We start from the raw sequence: 17079 nt of genomic DNA on the forward strand, positions 1-17079 counted from the left end.
ATCCCATGCTCGCCGCTCCGTGCTTCCCCGAAGAAGATCGACGCCAGAAGGCCCTGGATGAACAGGACATCCTGGACACCCCCGCCGAGCTCTACCTCGACACCCTGGTGCGCCTGACCCAGGAGCTGTTCCAGGTGGAAACGGTGCTGATCAGCCTGGTGGACCGCAACCGCCAGTGGTTCAAGGCACGCATCGGCCTCGAGGCCGCAGAAACCCCACGCGACATTTCCTTCTGCGGCCACGCCATCCTCGGCAACGGCCCGCTGCTGATTCCCGACGCGCGCACCGACGCGCGCTTCAGCGACAACCCGCTGGTGGTGGGGGCGCCCTTCATCCGCTTCTATGCCGGCCAGCCGCTGTTCTCCAGCAATGCGCTGCCCATCGGCACCCTGTGCATGCTCGACCCCAGGCCGCGCACCCTGAACCAGCAGGAGCTGTTTCGCCTGCGCGACCTGGCGACCCTGGCCGAGGGCTACCTGCAACTGCGCTGCATGGCCCAGCAGACGCAGAACCTGCGCCGCGCGGTGGACCGCGAGCAGCGCAAGGCGCTGATCGACCCGCTGACCCAGCTGTGGAACCGGGGCGCCCTGTCGCAGTTCTTTCCCAAGGAAATGGCACGCGTGAACAAGGCCGGGCTGCGCCTGGGGGTGATCTACGCCGACCTCGACCACTTCAAGCGCGTCAACGACAAACACGGCCACGCCGCCGGCGACCAGGTGCTGTGGGAAAGCTCGCGGCGCATGGCCGCGACGCTGCGCCCAGACGACCTGCTGATGCGCATCGGTGGCGAGGAGTTCGTCGCCCTGGTGGCGGTGCATGATGGCGAGGAACTGAACCATATCGCCGAGCGCCTGCGCCGCTGCATCGAAGAGAAGCCCATGCGCGCCGCCGGCCAGGAACTGGCCCAGACCCTCAGCGCCGGCACCCTGCTGGTGAGCCCCGAGCAATCGCAGAACGAAGCCCTGGACCTGGCCGACCGGGCCCTGTACCGGGCCAAGCAGAATGGCCGCAACCGCGTGGAGAGCGCCAACTGACGCGGCTGCCCCCTATAAGAAACATCCCTGACGACCTGAAGGAGTTCACATGGCTCAAGCCATTGTCGCGTACCTGCACTACCTGTCGATCTTCCTGCTGTTCTCGCTGCTGGTCCTGGAGCACCGCCTGTTCAAGCTGCCCCTGGACCTGGAGCGCGCGCGCAGCCTGATCCGGGTGGACATCGCCTACGGCCTGAGCGCCGGCCTGGTGCTGGCCACCGGCCTGGCACGGGTGCTGTGGTACGGCAAGGGCACCGAGTACTACCTGAAGAACAGCCTGTTCCACGCCAAGATCGGGCTGTTCATCCTGGTGGCGCTGCTGTCCGCGCTGCCGACCTTCGTCTTCCTCAACTGGCGCAACGAACTGAAGGCCGGCCAGGTGCCCCAGGTCAGCCCGAAGACCGCCAAGCTGGTGATCATGGCGATCCGCCTGGAGCTGTTGCTGGCGCTGGTCATCCCGCTGCTGGCCGCGCTGATGGCGCGCGGGTTCGGCGTGATCTCCTGATCGTCACGTCGCTCGCGCCGCGCCTTGCTCAGGCGGGAACGCCGGGGAAAGGCGCAGCCGCGAAATAGGGGTTTTTGGCCAGGCGCGCCCGCGCCTGCTGCAGGGTTTCGGCCACCACCTCCGGGCCCTGGGCCAGGCCCTGCAGGTGGACGAACTCCACATGGTGCAGGCCGATCACACCGAGGATGTGGCGCAGGTAGGGCGAGAGGAAATCCGCCTGGCTGGCCTTGGCACCCAGGTAGTTGCCACCGGAGCTGACCACCACGAAGGTCGGGCGGTCTTCCAGCAGGCCTTCCTTGTTGCCGTCGACCATGGTGAAGCTGCGCTGGATGCGCACCACGTAGTCCAGCCAGAGCTTGAGCGCCGCCGGCACCATGTAGTTGTGCATGGGCGTGGAAATCACCAGGTAGTGGGCGCTCTCCACCTCGCCGATCAGTTGCTCGGACAACGCCAGGGCCGGGTCCTCGCGATGGGCGCGGCCGGTCACCGCACGGGCGTAGTCGCCAGACAAGGGCAGCAGCGGTTCACGCACCAGGTTGCGCACGGTGATCTGCGCGTTGGCGTGGATGCGCTCGGCCATCTCCCGGGCCAGTTGGCCGCCAGGGGACGCGTCTTCATTGGGGCTGCATTCGATCAGCAATACACGGGGCATGATCAGTCCTCCTCGGGACGGAGCGTGGGGGTGGGCAATGGCCGGCTGAAGTGCAGGCCGGTGGACAGCAGGCCCTGGCGGAAATAAAAGCGCTGCGCCAGGGAATTCGCCAGTGCCGTATCCAGCACCAGGCGCTGGCAACCGAGCTGGCTGCCGATCCGTGCCAGCTCATCCAGCAACTGGCCGCCGAGCCCCTGGCTGCGTTGTTGCGGGTCGGCCACCAGGTCGTCGACATAGATGAAGCGGCCGTGGATCAGGTTCTCCAGTTCGCGGTAGCCGGCCAGGGCCAGCACCTGGCCGCCACGCCAGGCACCCAGCAAACGGTAACCCTGCTTCGCCTGGCGACGCACGCGCTGGATGAACACCTCGGGGTCGGGCAACTGCGGGCGCAGCGCCTGCATCACCGGGAAGGCCGCGCGCAACTGTGGGTCGCTCTCCAGGTGCAACAGTTCGATGGGGCTGGGCTGATCGGGCATGGCCGCTTTCCTCTTCGCTGGGGGCCGCTACTCTAGGCAGGCCATGGACCAGCAACCAGGGCCAAGAATCATCGAAATGACTGGGACATGAGCATGCCGAGCCGCCCCCTGCCCTTCCACCTCGACCGCGACCTGGGCACCCCGGTGTACCTGCAGCTGTACCAGCGCTTTCGCGAGGCCATCGAGCAGGGCCGACTGCAGCCCGGCGCCCGGGTGCCGTCGCTGCGCAGCCTGGCCAGCGAACTGAACCTGGCGCGGGGCACGGTGGAGGTGGCCTACCAGATGCTGATCGCCGAAGGCTACCTGCTGGCACGCGGGCCCGCCGGGACCTGCGTCTCGCCCCGGCTGACCCCGGCGCCCCGACCCACCTCGCGCGCCGCCCGCCCGGCCAGGGCCGCAAGCCCTCACACGGCCGAGGCCTCGCCCCAGCCCTTCCAGCTCGGCCTCCCGGCCCTGGATGCCTTCCCACGCAAGCTCTGGGCACGCCTGGCGGCCCGGCGCCTGCGCGAGCTGGGCGGCAGCGCGCTGATGGTGCCGGCCCCTGCCGGCCACCTCGCCCTGCGCGCAAGCCTGGCGGGCTACCTCGGCATCTCCCGGGGCATCCACTGCCGACCCGAACAGGTGTTCATCACCGCCGGCCACCGCGCCAGCCTGGCCCTGGTGCAGCGCACGCTGATGCGGCCGGGCGAGGCCATCTGGCTGGAGGACCCCGGCTACCCCCATGCCCGCCAATTGCTGGAAGGGCTCGGCGTGCGCGGCGTGCCGGTAGCGGTGGACGGCGAAGGGCTGCGGGTGGAGGACGGCCTGCGCCTGGCACCCGAGGCGCGCTTCGCCCTGGTCACCCCCACGCACCAGAGCCCCACCGGCGTGGCGCTGTCGCTGCCCCGGCGCCTGGCCCTGCTGGAGCGGGCGCGGCAGATGCAGGGCTGGGTGATTGAAGACGACTACGACAGCGAATACCGCTACCAGGGCCGGCCGCTGCCCGCGCTCAAGAGCCTCGACCGCGACGGCCGCGTGCTCTACACCGGGACCTTCAGCAAGGTGCTCTACCCCGGCCTGCGCCTGGCTTACCTGGTGGTGCCGGAGCGTGAGGTGGAGCGCTTCCGCGACGTCGCCGCGCTGTTCCTCGGCGGCGGCAGCGAACTGCTGCAGGCGACGACGGCCGACTTCATCGACCAGGGCCACTTCGCCCGCCACCTGAAGAAGATGCGCAGCCTCTACGCCCGCCGCCGAGCCCACACCTGCGAGGCGTTGTTGGCGCATTGCGGCGAATGGCTGCGCATGGACCCGCAGGCCGGCGGCATGCACCTGCTGGCCCGCCTCGCCCCCGGCAGCGACGACCGCACCCTGGCCGACAGCGCCCAGGCAGCCGGCCTGGCGGTCGCCGCGCTGTCGCGCTGGTACCTGGGCGAAGGCGGCGCACCGGGGCTGCTGCTGGGCTTCACCAATATCGCCACGGCCGAAGAGGCACGGGCATTGGCGGGGCGGTTGCGTGGTGTGTTGGAGGGATGTGGGCAGCCAATGGGCGAATGAATTCCCACGAGTCATCCTCCCACGAGTCATCCTGTTGCCCCCTATCCCCACCCCAAATGAAAAAGCCCGGCGCTGGGCCGGGCTTTTTCATGGTGCGATGGATCAGGACGACAGGTAGGACGAGCGGGTCAGGCCGAGACGCAGGGCGTCGACGTACTGGGTGCGCTCGCGGGCGCTGAGCTTGGCGCCGGAGACCTTGTCGCGGTAGAGCGCCATCAGTTCCTCGGGGGACAGGTGCACGTAGCGCAGCATGTCCTCGATGGTGTCGTGGGTCTCGATGCCGCCGTGGTACACGCTGCCATCCTCGCGCTGGTAGACGTTCACCGAGTCGGTGTCGCCGAACAGGTTGTGCATGTCACCGAGGATTTCCTGGTAGGCGCCGACCAGGAATACGCCCAGCAGGTAGTCCTCGCCCTCGCGCACTTCGTGCACCGGCAGGCTGGTCTCGATGCTCTGCTCGTCGACGTATTGCTTGATCTTGCCGTCGGAGTCGCAGGTCAGGTCCTGCAGCACCGCGCGGCGCACCGGCTCTTCATCGAGGCGGTGCAGCGGCAGGATCGGCAGCACCTGGCCGATGGCCCAGGTGTCCGGCAGGCTCTGGAACACGGAGAAGTTGCAGATGTACTTCTCGGCCAGCTTGTCGTTGAGCTCGTCCAGCACCTGGCGGTGGGAACGCTGGCGGGCCTTGAGCTGGTTGTGCAGGCGGCGGCAGATGGCGAAGTAGGTCTGCTCGGCCAGGGCTTTCTGCGCCAGGGTCAGCTTGCCTTCGGCGTACTGGGTGGCGGCGTCGCTGATGTAGTGTGTGGCGCGCCAGTAGGTCTCGGTGACCATCTCGGCGTCGGTCGGGCCCAGCAGGTCGGCGAGCCAGCGGACGATCTCCGGCTGCTCCTCGAGGTTGGCGATCTTCGGCACTTCGTCGTTGTGGCGCTCGACGTCGGTCACCTGCATCACCAGCACGGCGTGGTGCGCGGTCATGGCGCGGCCGCTTTCGGAGAAGATGTGCGGGTGCGGCAGGCCCTGCGCGTCGCAGAACTCCTTGAGCATGCCCACCACCACGCCGGCGTAGTCGTCCATGTCGTAGTTGATGGAGCTGGCGTTGCGCGAGTGGGTGCCGTCGTAGTCGACACCCAGGCCGCCGCCGACGTCGATGTGGTCGACCGGCAGGCCGAGGCTGCGCAGCTCGGCGTAGAAGCGGATGGCTTCCTTGAAGCCGTGCTGGTAGTCGGCCAGGTTGGCGATCTGCGAGCCCATGTGGAAGTGCAGCAGGCGCACGCCCTGCTCGATGCCGGCCTTGCGGAAGCGCTCGACGACGGACAGCAGTTGCGCGGCGGAGAGGCCGAACTTGGATTTCTCGCCACCGGTGTCAGCCCACTTGGACGAGGCCAGGGACGACAGGCGCACGCGCAGGCCGACCTGGGGCGCGACCTTGAGTTCGGCAGCCTCCTCGATCACGAACTGAACCTCGGATTCCTTCTCGATGACGATGAAGACGTTGTGGCCGAGCTTCTGCCCCATCAGCGCCAGCTTGATGAACTCGCGGTCCTTGTAGCCGTTGCAGACGATGGTGCCGCCCTTGGGCGCCAGGGCCAGCACGGCGAGCAGCTCGGGCTTGGAGCCGGCTTCCAGGCCGATGGAGACGTCCTGGGTGGCGATGATGTTTTCCACCACCGCTTCCTGCTGGTTGACCTTGATCGGGTACAGCGCGGTGTAGCGGTTCTGGTATTCCAGGCGCGCGATATTGGCGTCGAAGGCCCCGGTCAGCTGGCGTACGCGGTCCTGCAGGATGCCGGGGAAACGCACCAGCAGCGGCAGGGACAGGCCGGCCTCACGCAGGGCATCGACCTGTTCGAACAGATCGATCGGCTCGCTGGCGGCGCCACTCGGGCGGACTTCGACGCGGCCGGCGTCATTGATCGCGAAATAACCGGCGCCCCAATGGCGGATGCCATAGACACTGCGGCTGTCGGCCACGGTCCAGCTGCTGCCATCGTCCTTGCGCGTGCGTCGTGCAGACATCGGATTCCCCCTGTGGGATAGAAAAGAGCCAGGCCCGCCGGTCATGTGGGGCGGGCTTGGGCAGATTAATTCGGTCGTGTGACGTTGGGGTGTTGACCGCATCAGCTGCAGTCAGTTTAGAAAGCCGGTGATCAACCGCCGGATTTCTTGGCCTTGAAGCCGCGCTTGGCGAGCTCTTCGAGCAGCAGGTCCACGTGATCGCCCTGGATCTCGATCACACCATCCTTCAGGGCGCCACCGGTGCCGCAGCGACGCTTGAGCGCGCTGGCCAGCTCCTTGAGGGCGTCCTCGTCGAGCGGCACGCCGCTGATACTGGTCACCGTCTTGCCACCGCGGCCCTTGGTTTCCCGGCGAACACGGGCAATGCCGTCGCCAGCGGGCACGGAGGCTCGCTTGCAAACGCAGGCGTCAATGGGCTGGGCGCAGTCCGGGCAATGCCGGCCGCTGTCGGTGGAGTACACCAGGCCGCTCAATGCGGCGAAGGACGAAGCTTTCTTGACCACCGGCTTTCCTCGTAGGGGTCAGGATAGCGACTGGTCGGCGGGAGCCGACCGCGAAGCCCCACTCTGGCAGGGGCAGCGCAGACCCGGCGGGGAAGCCGGGCTTGAAAGGCGGCGAAATTTAGCAGCATTCGGCGCGAATGCTAAGTACGAAATTGCGCCATTGATCGACAGAATAGCGACCTACCCGCCTCGCTGTGCAGCATCCCGCACGAAAGGGTCCGGAATATCGCACAAACCCGCGCCTGGCGCGGGTTCGGCAGGAGAAAATGGGGTGCCCACAGGTTGGCATCGAGCGAGAGCGGTGGGCTGAAGCCCAGCCTACGGCCAGCGATGGCACTTCGTAGCCCGGGGCGCCGATCGGTGGATGAGAAAAGCGTCATCCACCCTACTCGGGGCATACCGTCGCGCCTGGGTCAGGTGTCGAGGTAGAGCTGCAGGGCGCGCTGGGAGTCGGGGCAGCAGGGCTGCAGGGCAGCGGCTTCTGCCAGGTCGACGAAACGGGCTTCGAGCACCTCTTCCGGCTGCAGCCGCAGCGGTGCATCGGAAACGGCGGAAAACACCGCGCACCACAGGCGATTGCCCGGCTCGTCGAAGAAGAAGCGCCCGTGATCCACCAGCGGCACGCCGGCGATGCCCAGCTCCTCTTCCAGCTCGCGCTCGGCGGATTCGGCGTAGCCCTCCCCGGCGGCGACCATGCCGCCGGCGGCCAGGTCCCAGTAGCCGGGATACACGGCCTTGCTCAGGGCGCGCCGGTGCACGCAGAGGCGCCCGGCGGAATCGAAGAGGAGGATGAAGGTGCCACGGCCGATCAGGCCGCGCTCGCGCAATTCGGCACGGGGCAGTTCGCCGAGCAGGCCATCGGCCTCGTCGACCCAGGCGATGCGCTCGGCATCGGAGGCGGCACGGTGCGCCGCCTCGCGCTCGCTGATGGCCATCAACCCTGCTCGAGCAGCTGACGCAGGTCGATGATGGCGGCGTTGGCGCGGGAGATGTAGTTGGCCATCACCAGCGAGTGGTTGGCCAGCACGCCGAAGCCGCTGCCGTTGAGCACCATGGGGCTCCACAGTGGTTCCTGGGCGGCTTCCAGCTCGCGGATGATCTGCCGCACGCTGATGGTGGCGTTCTTCTTCGCCAGCACGTCGGCGAAGTCCACTTCGATGGCCCGCAGGATGTGCGACAGCGCCCAGGCCTGGCCACGGGCTTCGTAGAAGACATTGTCGATCTGCAGCCAGGGCGTCTCGACGATCTCCTCGCTGACCTTGGGCACCACGCCTTCCTGGGCTTCCAGGGCCTTCACGTCGGTGTTCAGGCGCACCCGACCGACGCTGGCGGAGAGGCGCTGGGACAGCGAGCCGAGGCGCGTGGCAACGTCGCCCAGCCAGTTGTTGAGGTTGTCGGCGCGGGTATAGAACTGCGCGGAGGACTGGTTCGGGTCGGAGAGACGGGCCAGGTAGCGGTCCAGGGCGCGGATGCCTTCCTGGTACTCGGTTTCCGATGCCGGCAGGGCCCAGCTCTTGTTGTCGAAGTTGAAGCGCGGCTCGGCACGGGCGAGGTCGACGTCTTCGGTGGACTGCGACTGCGAACGGGCGAAGTCCTTGCGCAGGGCGCGGGACAGGTCGCGGACCTGAACCAGCACGCCGTATTCCCAGCTGGGCATGTTGTCCAGCCAGAGGCCGGGCGGGGCCAGGTCGTTGGAGAGGTAGCCACCGGGCTTGTCGAGCAGAGTCTGGCCGACCTGCTTGAGGGTCTCGACCGTGGTGTAGCCGGTCACCAGCTTGCGCTGGGCACGCTCGGCGGCAGCCTGGGCGTTCTGCTGCACCGGGAACAGCCCGGGTTCCTGGCTCCAGTACCAACCCACGATGATCGCACCCACCAGGTAGAGGCCCAGCAGCGCACCGAGGGCGCGGCTCAGCCAGATTCCGCCCAGGTAGCTGCGCACGTCATCCACCGAATCATCGACGCGATCTCGTGCCTGACCCGCACGCTTCTTCCAGTCCAGCATGGCTATGTCCTTAAACTCGTTCAGCTCGGCAGTTTCGACAGCAACCTGCGAGGAGGGTGCCATCCGGCTCTGCACTATAAGTGAAGCGCCGGGCCTTGCCAGCGACAAATGGCCAAACCAAGAGTGGGCCGCAACCTGAGACGGGCCGCACAGCACAACTGTGACCTAATGGTTCTCCGTGAAAAAATACTGGCGTCATTAGATCGGCGGTACTGGCGTACGCATTATCAAGTGCTAGCATAGAGCCACCATTCTGACCGCCCACTCAAAATCCTGCGGTCGAGCATTAGAAGCAACGCCATGACCGAGCATGAAGATCCGAGCCGCGATCGCCTCAAGAATCACTTTGCACAACGAGTGATCCACCAGGCGCGCCATCTTCTGGAAGTCTGGCAACGCCTGCAGCGCGCCGAGTGGACCAGCGCCGACCTGGCCGAGCTGACCGAAGCCAACGGCTACCTGCTGCGCTATGCGGAACGCTTCGAACAACCCGAACACACCCAGCTGGCCCAGGGCATCAAGCACTGCCTGGAAGCCGTCAAGGCCAACCGCGGTCGTCTTTCCAGCGACCTGATCACCGAGCTCAGCCAACTGATGCAGCGCCTGTCGCGCACCGGCCTGCGCCATGGCGACCAGCTGGAACAGACCTTCCTGCCGCCCCTGCGCAAGCCGGTATACCTGGCCCTGCAGGACCAGGAGCGGGCCCAGCGCCTGGCCCAGCAGATGGACTTCTTCGGCCTCTACGTACAGACCTGCGACAGCGCCAATGCCTTCCGCGCCGCCATGGCCGAGCGCCATCCGGCCGCCATCGTCATGGAAGTGGATTTCGCCGGTCGCGGCACGGGACTGGAGCTGGCCCTGGAGGCGCAGAAAGGCCTGGAGCACAAGCTGCCGGTGCTGTTCTTCAGCCATGAGGAAACCGATACGCCGACCCGCCTGGCCGCCGTGCGCGCCGGGGGCCAGGAGTACTTCACCGGTGCCCTGGATGCCTCCAGCCTGCTGGAGAAGATCGAGACCCTGACCCGCACCGCCCACTACGAGCCGTACCGGGTGCTGATCGTCGACGACTCCAAGGCCCAGGCGATGCACACCGAAATGGTGCTCAACAGCGCCGGCATCGTCACCCAGGCCATCACCGAGCCGGCCCTGGCCATGGGTGCGCTGGCCGAGTTCCAGCCGGACCTGATCATCCTCGACATGTACATGCCCGAGTGCCTGGGCACCGAGCTGGCCAAGGTGATCCGCCAGCACGAGCGCTACGTCAGCGTGCCGATCATCTACCTCTCCGCCGAGGACGACCTGGACAAGCAGCTGGATGCGATGAGCGAGGGCGGCGACGACTTCCTCACCAAGCCGATCAAGCCGCGCCACCTGATCGCCACGGTACGCAACCGCGCCAAGCGCGCCCGCAGCCTCAAGGCGCGGATGGTGCGTGACAGCCTCACCGGGCTGTTCAACCACACCCACACCCTGCAACTGCTGGAAGATGCTCGCTCCCGAGCGCGTCGCGACGGTCGCCCGCTGACCTTCGCCATGATCGACATCGACCACTTCAAGAAGGTCAACGACACCTACGGCCACCCCATGGGCGACCGGGTGATCAAGAGCCTGGCGCTGTTCCTCAAGCAACGCCTGCGCAAAACCGACCATATCGGGCGCTACGGCGGCGAGGAGTTCGCCATCGTCCTGCCCGATACCGACCTGGAGGCGGCGCATCGCGTACTGGACGAAATCCGCAGGCGCTTCGCCGAGATCCACTACCCGGCGCAGCCCCATGACCTGTCCTGCACCTTCAGCGCCGGCATCGCCGAGCTGCGCGACGACCTCGACAGCAACGCCCTCTCCAAGCAGGCCGACGAAGCGCTCTATCGCGCCAAGCACGGCGGTCGCAACCGCGTCGAACTGTTCACCTGAGGCCGACCGGCGGGCGTGACGCAGTTCACGCTGTCATCAGGTTGAAACCGAACCGCAATATCTTTCAGGGCCTGTCCGTTCTGTAGTCGGTCGAGGCCCCGATGCGCCTGAAACAGCTCACCAATCTCAACACCCTGCTCCTTGTAACCGTCTGCCTGGCCCTGGGCGTGACCCTCTGGTGGTCGCAGCGCGCCCTGGAGCGCCCCTACCAGGTGATGGAGCAGTACATGGACCTGGCCCAGCGCTTCCAGCGTGACGTCAGCGCCAACATCGAAGCCTACCTCGGCAGTGGCGACGCCCTGCGCCACAGCGCCGCCACCCAGAGCCTGGACGAACTGGACCAGCGCATGGCCCAGCTGCCGCCGCAACTGGCCACCACCCTGCGCGCCAGCATCGATGACCTGCGCGCCTTCAGCCGCGACCAACTGCTGGCCGCCGGCAAACTGGCCGGCGACCCGCAGGGCCTGCTGCTACAGGCCGAACGCGAGATCGACGGCGCCCTGGAACAGTTGGCCCGCTACGCCGACGAAGGCGACCCCAGCCAGGCCGCCGAATACCGCAAGCCCCTGCTGGCTGCCGCCCAGCACCTGACCCGCCTGGCCCACGCCCGGGTCAAGCTGGTGGAGAGCGGCCGCGACGAACTGGCCGCCGACGTCGAGCGCGAGCTGGCCGCCCTGAGCATGGAATCCGCGCGCCTCGACGCCCTGCCGCTGCTGGGCCTGGCCGACGCCTCCAGCTCCGCCTCCGATGATTTCGCCGCGATGATGGGCCTGGCCGCCACCGAAGCCGCGACCGAGACGAAACAGGCCGAGGATCGCGGCATCGCCCTCAAGCGCGACCTGGCCAGCCTGCTCAAGCGCTACCCGGCCGAACTGCAGCGCACCCGCCAACTGATCACCAGCCGCGCCGAATTGGCCGGCACCACCCGCGCCCGCCTCGACGCCCTGCGCCAGGCCCTGGCCGCGCTGGAGCCGCTGGTGCGCTCCGAGCATGGCCGCATCCAGGGCGAGGTACGGGTGATCCAAGGGCTGATGATCGGCCTGATCCTGCTCATCGCCCTGGCCGTGGACCGCATCCAGCGCAACCTCACCCGCGTGCTCGGGCGCCTGGTGCAGTCCCTCTCCGCCTGGGCCTCCGGCGACTTCAGCAAGCCCATCGCCCTGGATTCGAAGATCGACGACCTGCGCGGCATCGAACAGTCCCTGGGCCGCCTGCGCGCCTACCTCGGCGAGCTGGTGGGCACCATCCGCCACCATGCCGAGCAGGTGGCCGGCAGCAGCCACACCCTGGCCGACCTCAACGGTGGCCTGCACGCCGGGGCCGAACGCCAGGCCGGCGGCACCGCGCAGATCCGCGACGCCCTGGGCGAACTGGAGGCGACCATCCAGCAGGTGGCGGGCGATGCCAGCCAGGCCGCCTCTGCCAGCCACGACGCCGGGCGCGCCGTTGAGCAAGGCCAGCGCATCATTGGCCAGAGCCTGGAGGGCATGCACAGCCTGGTCGGCGAGGTGCAGGGCAATGCCATCGCCATCGAGCGCCTGGCCCAGGAGTCCGCCACCATCGAAAGCGTGCTGGTGGTGATCCGCGGCATCGCCGAGCAGACCAATCTGCTGGCGCTCAACGCCGCCATCGAGGCCGCCCGTGCCGGCGAGCAGGGCCGGGGCTTCGCCGTGGTCGCCGACGAAGTGCGCACCCTGGCGCAACGCACCGCCGGCGCCACCGGCGAAATCCAGGAGCTGATCGGCCGCCTGCAGACCGCCGCCCATCAGTCGGTACAGGGCATGCGCGCCCAGGTGGAGCACGCCGAGGCGACCGCCGCCCGCGCCGCCGCCGCCGATGGCGCACTGGACGAGATAGTCGCGGCCATCCGCACCATCGCCGACACCGCCGGGCAGATCGCCGAAGCCACCGCCAATCAGAGCGGTGCGGTGACCGAGATCCGTGGCTACAGCGAGGAGATCCACCAGCTCGGCGACGACAACCTGCAGCGCATCGGCCGCAGTCGCGACCAGGCCGAACAGCTGCTGCAGCTGGGCGGCGACCTGACCCGCGCGGTGCAAGCCTTCCGCGTCTGACCCCTGCGGCGACGTGTCGCGCCCCGCAACAGCGAAGCGCGTCGCCGCCGGGCGGGCACGGTCGCTGCGCCACGACCACCCGGGCAGCCGAGAAAACCGCTTACAGGATCAGCGCTGCATGGCGGCGGCCGGCTCCGCTATCATGCCCGGCACCTTCGCCTGCCGAGACTTCCATGCGCCGTCTGCTGACCCTGATCCTGCTGCTGGTCGCCCTGCCCGCCAGCGCCGGGCTGCTGGATAACCGCCCCAGCTCCACCCTCGGAGCCGCGCTGAACAACAGCAAGGACTTCCTCCCCGTGCGCGAGGCCTTCCGCCTCAGCCTGGTGGACAGCTCGCCGACCTCGATCAAGCTGCGTTTCGCCAACGCCGAGGGCTACTACCTCTACAAGCACCGTTTCCAGTTCCGCACCGAGCCGGCGGACATCGCCCTGGGCGACGCGCAGCTGCCGGCCGGCAAGCACAAGACCGACGAATATTTCGGCGACGTGGAGGTGTACTACGAAGTCCTCGACGTCGACCTGCCGCTGAACAACCCGTCCAATCGTCCCTTCAAGCTGCTGGTGACCTACCAGGGCTGCGCCGACAAAGGCCTTTGCTACCCGCCGGAGACCGAAACCCTGCAGATCGGCGACGCCCCGGCGGCGCTGGACGGTGCGATCCCCTCCGAGGGCAAGGGCTGGAGCTGGCACGAGCTGGCGCTGTTCTTCCTCGCCGGGCTCGGCCTGACCTTCACCCCCTGTGTGCTGCCCATGCTGCCGATCCTGTCCGGCGTGGTGCTGCGCGGCCAGGTGGGCGGCAGCCGCGGCCTGGTGCTGTCGCTGGCCTATGTGCTGCCCATGGCCGCCTGCTTCGCGGTGCTCGGCGCGCTGATGGGCGTGTTCGGCGCCGAACTCAACCTGCAGGCACGCCTGCAATCGGCCTGGGTGCTGGTGCCCTTCGCCGCCTTCTTCGCGGTCTTCGCCCTGGCCATGTTCGGCCTCTACGAACTGCGCCTGCCGCAGTTCATCAACGGCCCGCTGGATCGCCTGGCCGGCAACACCCGGGGCGGCTCGATCTGGGGCGCGGCGGCGCTGGGGGTGTTCTCCAGCCTGCTGGTCTCGCCCTGCGTGTCGGCGCCCCTGGCCGGCGCCCTCCTCTATATAAGCGCCAGCGGCGACGCCCTGGGCGGCGGGCTCAAGCTGTTCGTCCTCGGCCTCGGCATGGGTGCGCCCCTGGTGCTGTTCGCCGTGGGCGGCGGCACGCTGCTGCCGAAGTCCGGCAACTGGATGGTCGCGGTGCGCAATGCCTTCGGCGTGCTACTGCTGGCCGTCTCGGTGTGGCTGCTGGAGCGCGTGCTGCCCGGCCCGCTGTCCCTGGCCCTGTGGGGCCTGCTGGCCGGCGGCGTGGCGCTGTTCCTCGGCGCCCTGGAGTTCACCCCGAAAACCGCCCGCCAGCGCCTGGCGCAACTGGCCGGGCTGGTGCTGCTGGTCTACGCGGTGGCCGCCTGGATCGGCGGCCTCAAGGGCGAGTCGGACCCGCTGCGCCCCCTGGGCCGCCCGGGTGCTGCAGCCGTCACCGCCAGCACGGCCGGTGCCTGGCAGACCATCACCACCCCGACCGAGCTGGCCGCTGCCCAGGCCGAAGCCAAGGCCGCCGGCAAGCCGCTGCTGCTGGACTGGTACGCCGACTGGTGCATCAGCTGCAAGGTGATCGAGCGCGAAGTGCTGACCGCGCCCGAGGTGGCCAGCCAACTGGGCGCCTACCACCTGGTGCGCTTCGACATGACCGCGAGCACGCCCGAACAGCGCGCGCTGCTGGACCGCTACAAGCTGTTCGGCCCGCCCGCCATCCTGTTCTTCGCCCCCAATGGTGACGAATGGTCGGAATCGCGTGTCGTAGGTGAGATCACCGCGACGGACTTCGCCGCCAAGCTACAAGGCGCTGCCCAGCGGCTTTGAGCCGATTTTCACAAATCTGCCGCAAACTACGGGCATCGTGTCGACTACTACCGGCATATGGACAGCCTCTCGGGCTTTCCTGCATAGTCCCGCCTGGCCCCCAATAAGGAAGACATCGCATGGCCACCCTGCTCGTCCTGCACGGCCCCAACCTCAACCTGCTGGGCACCCGCGAACCCGACAAGTACGGCGCCACCACCCTGGCCGAAATCAACCAGGACCTGGAGCGCAGAGCCCGCGAGGCGGGGCATCACCTGCTTTATCTGCAGAGCAATGCCGAGTACGAACTGATCGATCGCATCCATGCCGCACGCAACGAAGGCGTGGACTTCATCCTGATCAATCCCGCCGCTTTCACGCATACAAGTGTCGCCCTACGTGACGCGTTGCTCGCAGTGAGCATCCCATTCATCGAAGTGCACCTCTCCAACGTGCACAAGCGAGAACCTTTCCGCCATCACTCCTACTTCTCCGACGTTGCGGTGGGAGTGATTTGCGGTCTGGGTGCCACCGGCTACCGCCTGGCCCTGGACGCGGCGCTAGAACACCTTGAACGCCCCTGACCTCACCCTTGGGAGTTGATAATTAATGGATATCCGTAAAGTCAAAAAACTGATCGAGCTGCTGGAAGAATCCGGTATCGACGAGCTGGAGATCCGCGAGGGCGAAGAGTCCGTGCGCATCAGCCGCCACAGCAAGCAGGCCGCCATGGCCCAGCCGATCTACGCCGCACCGATGGCCGCCCCGGCACCGGCTCCGGTCGCAGCAGCCCCGGTCGCCCCGGCAGCAGACGCCGCCCCGGCCGCCAAGAAACTCAACGGCACCGTGGTGCGCTCGCCGATGGTCGGCACCTTCTACCGCGCCGCCTCGCCCACCTCGGCGAACTTCGCCGAAGTCGGCCAGACCGTTAAGAAGGGCGACATCCTGTGCATCGTCGAAGCGATGAAGATGATGAACCACATCGAGGCCGAAGCCAGCGGCGTGATCGAATCCATCCTCGTGGAGAACGGCCAGCCGGTTGAGTACGACCAACCGCTGTTCACCATCGTCTGAACCGCGGAGAGCCTGTGATGCTGGAAAAAGTCCTGATCGCCAACCGTGGCGAGATCGCCCTGCGCATCCTGCGCGCCTGCAAGGAGCTGGGCATCAAGACGGTGGCGGTGCACTCGACGGCTGACCGCGAGCTGATGCACCTGTCCCTGGCCGACGAGACCGTATGCATCGGTCCGGCCCCGGCTGCCCTGTCCTACCTGAACATCCCGGCGATCATCAGTGCCGCCGAAGTCACCGGCGCCACGGCGATCCACCCGGGTTACGGCTTCCTCGCCGAGAACGCCGACTTCGCCGAACAGGTGGAGAACTCCGGTTTCGCCTTCATCGGCCCCAAGGCCGACACCATCCGCCTGATGGGTGACAAGGTGTCCGCCAAGGACGCCATGAAGAAATCCGGCGTACCGACCGTTCCGGGCTCCGACGGCCCGCTGCCGGAAGACGAAGCCACCGCCCTGGCCATCGCCGAGGAAGTGGGTTACCCAGTGATCATCAAGGCCGCCGGTGGCGGTGGTGGTCGCGGCATGCGCGTGGTGCACAGCGCCGACGAGCTGATCAAGTCGGCCAAGCTGACCCGTACCGAAGCCGGTGCTGCGTTCGGCAACTCCATGGTCTACCTGGAGAAGTTCCTCACCAACCCGCGTCACGTGGAAGTGCAGGTGCTCTCCGACGGCCAGGGCAATGCCATCCACCTCGGCGACCGCGACTGCTCCCTGCAGCGTCGTCACCAGAAGGTGCTGGAAGAAGCCCCAGCCCCCGGCATCGACGAGAAGGCCCGCGCCGAAGTGCTGGCCCGCTGCGTCCAGGCCTGCGTCGAGATCGGCTACCGCGGTGCCGGTACCTTCGAGTTCCTCTACGAGAACGGCCACTTCTACTTCATCGAGATGAACACCCGCGTCCAGGTCGAGCACCCGGTCACCGAGATGGTCACCGGCATCGACATCGTCAAGGAGATGCTCAGCATCGCCGCGGGTAACAAGCTGTCGATCAAGCAGGAGGACGTGGTCATCCGTGGTCACGCCCTGGAATGCCGGATCAACGCCGAAGACCCGGACAACTTCATGCCCAGCCCCGGCAAGGTGCAGTACTACCATGCGCCCGGCGGCAACGGCGTGCGGGTCGATTCGCACCTGTACAGCGGCTATTCGGTTCCGCCGAACTACGACTCGCTGATCGGCAAGCTGATCACCTACGGCAAGGACCGCGACGAGGCCATGGCGCGCATGCGCAACGCCCTCGATGAGCTGGTGGTGGACGGCATCAAGACCAACATCCCGCTGCACCGTGACCTGACCCGCGACAAGGGTTTCCGCAAGGGGGGCGTGAACATTCACTACCTCGAGCACAAACTGGGCAAGAAGTAAGCCCGGCAACCCTGGAAG

Annotated in this window: 15 protein-coding genes; 9 read left to right on the forward strand and 6 right to left on the reverse strand. The window is 67.4% G+C overall.

What is annotated here, in order from left to right; genetic code table 11:
- Positions 1-5 precede the first annotated feature (5 nt).
- Positions 6-1034, forward strand: a complete 1029-nt coding sequence (locus PI990_RS28015; RefSeq protein ID WP_271659130.1) for a sensor domain-containing diguanylate cyclase — start codon at positions 6-8, stop codon at positions 1032-1034.
- Positions 1035-1083: 49 nt separating this feature from the next.
- Positions 1084-1539 carry a DUF2214 family protein gene (locus PI990_RS28020; protein WP_271659131.1) on the forward strand — a complete coding sequence of 152 codons (456 nt, stop codon included), beginning with the start codon at positions 1084-1086 and terminating at the stop codon, positions 1537-1539.
- A 28-nt stretch (positions 1540-1567) separates the two neighbouring features.
- Here PI990_RS28020 and PI990_RS28025 read toward each other — a convergent pair whose 3' ends face one another.
- Together PI990_RS28025 and PI990_RS28030 are read right to left on the reverse strand one after the other, a co-directional pair.
- Positions 1568-2191: an FMN-dependent NADH-azoreductase gene (locus tag PI990_RS28025; RefSeq protein ID WP_271659132.1), complete on the reverse strand. Its 624-nt coding sequence runs from the start codon at positions 2189-2191 to the stop codon at positions 1568-1570.
- 2 nt (positions 2192-2193) lie between these two features.
- A complete protein-coding gene (locus PI990_RS28030) occupies positions 2194-2667 on the reverse strand; it encodes a GNAT family N-acetyltransferase (RefSeq protein ID WP_263404199.1) in 474 nt (157 codons plus the stop codon).
- A gap of 87 nt (positions 2668-2754) precedes the next feature.
- Between PI990_RS28030 and pdxR the strand changes: the two genes are divergently transcribed.
- Positions 2755-4200: a MocR-like pyridoxine biosynthesis transcription factor PdxR gene (gene pdxR / locus PI990_RS28035; RefSeq protein ID WP_271659133.1), complete on the forward strand. Its 1446-nt coding sequence runs from the start codon at positions 2755-2757 to the stop codon at positions 4198-4200.
- A gap of 102 nt (positions 4201-4302) precedes the next feature.
- Here the strand turns inward: pdxR and speA are convergent, their stop codons facing one another.
- The 4 genes from speA to PI990_RS28055 all read right to left on the reverse strand — a co-directional run bounded on the left by speA (position 4303) and on the right by PI990_RS28055 (position 8721).
- Positions 4303-6216: an arginine decarboxylase gene (gene speA, locus PI990_RS28040; RefSeq protein ID WP_021222370.1), complete on the reverse strand. Its 1914-nt coding sequence runs from the start codon at positions 6214-6216 to the stop codon at positions 4303-4305.
- A 131-nt stretch (positions 6217-6347) separates the two neighbouring features.
- Positions 6348-6719: a translation initiation factor Sui1 gene (locus tag PI990_RS28045; protein WP_021222371.1), complete on the reverse strand. Its 372-nt coding sequence runs from the start codon at positions 6717-6719 to the stop codon at positions 6348-6350.
- A 413-nt stretch (positions 6720-7132) separates the two neighbouring features.
- Entirely contained in the window at positions 7133-7654 is a 522-nt protein-coding gene (locus PI990_RS28050; protein WP_271659134.1) for an NUDIX domain-containing protein, read from the reverse strand.
- Entirely contained in the window at positions 7654-8721 is a 1068-nt protein-coding gene (locus tag PI990_RS28055; protein WP_021222373.1) for a DUF2333 family protein, read from the reverse strand. The genes PI990_RS28050 and PI990_RS28055 overlap by 1 nt, the downstream gene beginning before the upstream one ends.
- 300 nt (positions 8722-9021) lie before the next feature.
- On the opposite strand from PI990_RS28055, the gene PI990_RS28060 reads away from it, so the two are divergent.
- The 6 genes from PI990_RS28060 to accC all read left to right on the forward strand — a co-directional run bounded on the left by PI990_RS28060 (position 9022) and on the right by accC (position 17061).
- On the forward strand, positions 9022-10635 hold the full coding sequence (locus tag PI990_RS28060; protein ID WP_043246686.1) for a response regulator: 1614 nt from the start codon (positions 9022-9024) through the stop codon (positions 10633-10635).
- A 1487-nt stretch (positions 10636-12122) separates the two neighbouring features.
- A complete protein-coding gene (locus PI990_RS31675) occupies positions 12123-12710 on the forward strand; it encodes a methyl-accepting chemotaxis protein (protein ID WP_371877111.1) in 588 nt (195 codons plus the stop codon).
- Positions 12711-12883: 173 nt separating this feature from the next.
- Positions 12884-14647: a protein-disulfide reductase DsbD gene (locus tag PI990_RS28070; protein WP_271659136.1), complete on the forward strand. Its 1764-nt coding sequence runs from the start codon at positions 12884-12886 to the stop codon at positions 14645-14647.
- 119 nt (positions 14648-14766) lie between these two features.
- Entirely contained in the window at positions 14767-15210 is a 444-nt protein-coding gene (gene aroQ / locus PI990_RS28075; protein WP_021222377.1) for a type II 3-dehydroquinate dehydratase, read from the forward strand.
- Positions 15211-15235: 25 nt separating this feature from the next.
- Positions 15236-15700 carry an acetyl-CoA carboxylase biotin carboxyl carrier protein gene (accB, locus tag PI990_RS28080; RefSeq protein WP_021222378.1) on the forward strand — a complete coding sequence of 155 codons (465 nt, stop codon included), beginning with the start codon at positions 15236-15238 and terminating at the stop codon, positions 15698-15700.
- 17 nt (positions 15701-15717) lie between these two features.
- A complete protein-coding gene (gene accC, locus PI990_RS28085) occupies positions 15718-17061 on the forward strand; it encodes an acetyl-CoA carboxylase biotin carboxylase subunit (protein WP_021222379.1) in 1344 nt (447 codons plus the stop codon).
- Positions 17062-17079 lie beyond the last annotated feature (18 nt).

This window comes from Pseudomonas sp. TUM22785 (assembly GCF_028198105.1).
Classification (GTDB): domain Bacteria; phylum Pseudomonadota; class Gammaproteobacteria; order Pseudomonadales; family Pseudomonadaceae; genus Metapseudomonas; species Metapseudomonas solani.

What these genes read in the sequence shown, in the direction of transcription:
- speA (WP_021222370.1), bottom strand. Translation starts at nt 6,216, where the DNA reads ATGTCTGCACGACGCACGCGCAAGGACGATGGCAGCAGCTGGACCGTG.
- accC (WP_021222379.1), top strand. Translation starts at nt 15,718, where the DNA reads ATGCTGGAAAAAGTCCTGATCGCCAACCGTGGCGAGATCGCCCTGCGC.
- PI990_RS28030 (WP_263404199.1), bottom strand. Translation starts at nt 2,667, where the DNA reads ATGCCCGATCAGCCCAGCCCCATCGAACTGTTGCACCTGGAGAGCGAC.
- PI990_RS28025 (WP_271659132.1), bottom strand. Translation starts at nt 2,191, where the DNA reads ATGCCCCGTGTATTGCTGATCGAATGCAGCCCCAATGAAGACGCGTCC.
- PI990_RS28070 (WP_271659136.1), top strand. Translation starts at nt 12,884, where the DNA reads ATGCGCCGTCTGCTGACCCTGATCCTGCTGCTGGTCGCCCTGCCCGCC.
- PI990_RS28060 (WP_043246686.1), top strand. Translation starts at nt 9,022, where the DNA reads ATGACCGAGCATGAAGATCCGAGCCGCGATCGCCTCAAGAATCACTTT.
- PI990_RS28020 (WP_271659131.1), top strand. Translation starts at nt 1,084, where the DNA reads ATGGCTCAAGCCATTGTCGCGTACCTGCACTACCTGTCGATCTTCCTG.
- PI990_RS28015 (WP_271659130.1), top strand. Translation starts at nt 6, where the DNA reads ATGCTCGCCGCTCCGTGCTTCCCCGAAGAAGATCGACGCCAGAAGGCC.
- pdxR (WP_271659133.1), top strand. Translation starts at nt 2,755, where the DNA reads ATGAGCATGCCGAGCCGCCCCCTGCCCTTCCACCTCGACCGCGACCTG.
- aroQ (WP_021222377.1), top strand. Translation starts at nt 14,767, where the DNA reads ATGGCCACCCTGCTCGTCCTGCACGGCCCCAACCTCAACCTGCTGGGC.
- PI990_RS28050 (WP_271659134.1), bottom strand. Translation starts at nt 7,654, where the DNA reads ATGGCCATCAGCGAGCGCGAGGCGGCGCACCGTGCCGCCTCCGATGCC.
- accB (WP_021222378.1), top strand. Translation starts at nt 15,236, where the DNA reads ATGGATATCCGTAAAGTCAAAAAACTGATCGAGCTGCTGGAAGAATCC.
- PI990_RS31675 (WP_371877111.1), top strand. Translation starts at nt 12,123, where the DNA reads ATGCACAGCCTGGTCGGCGAGGTGCAGGGCAATGCCATCGCCATCGAG.
- PI990_RS28055 (WP_021222373.1), bottom strand. Translation starts at nt 8,721, where the DNA reads ATGCTGGACTGGAAGAAGCGTGCGGGTCAGGCACGAGATCGCGTCGAT.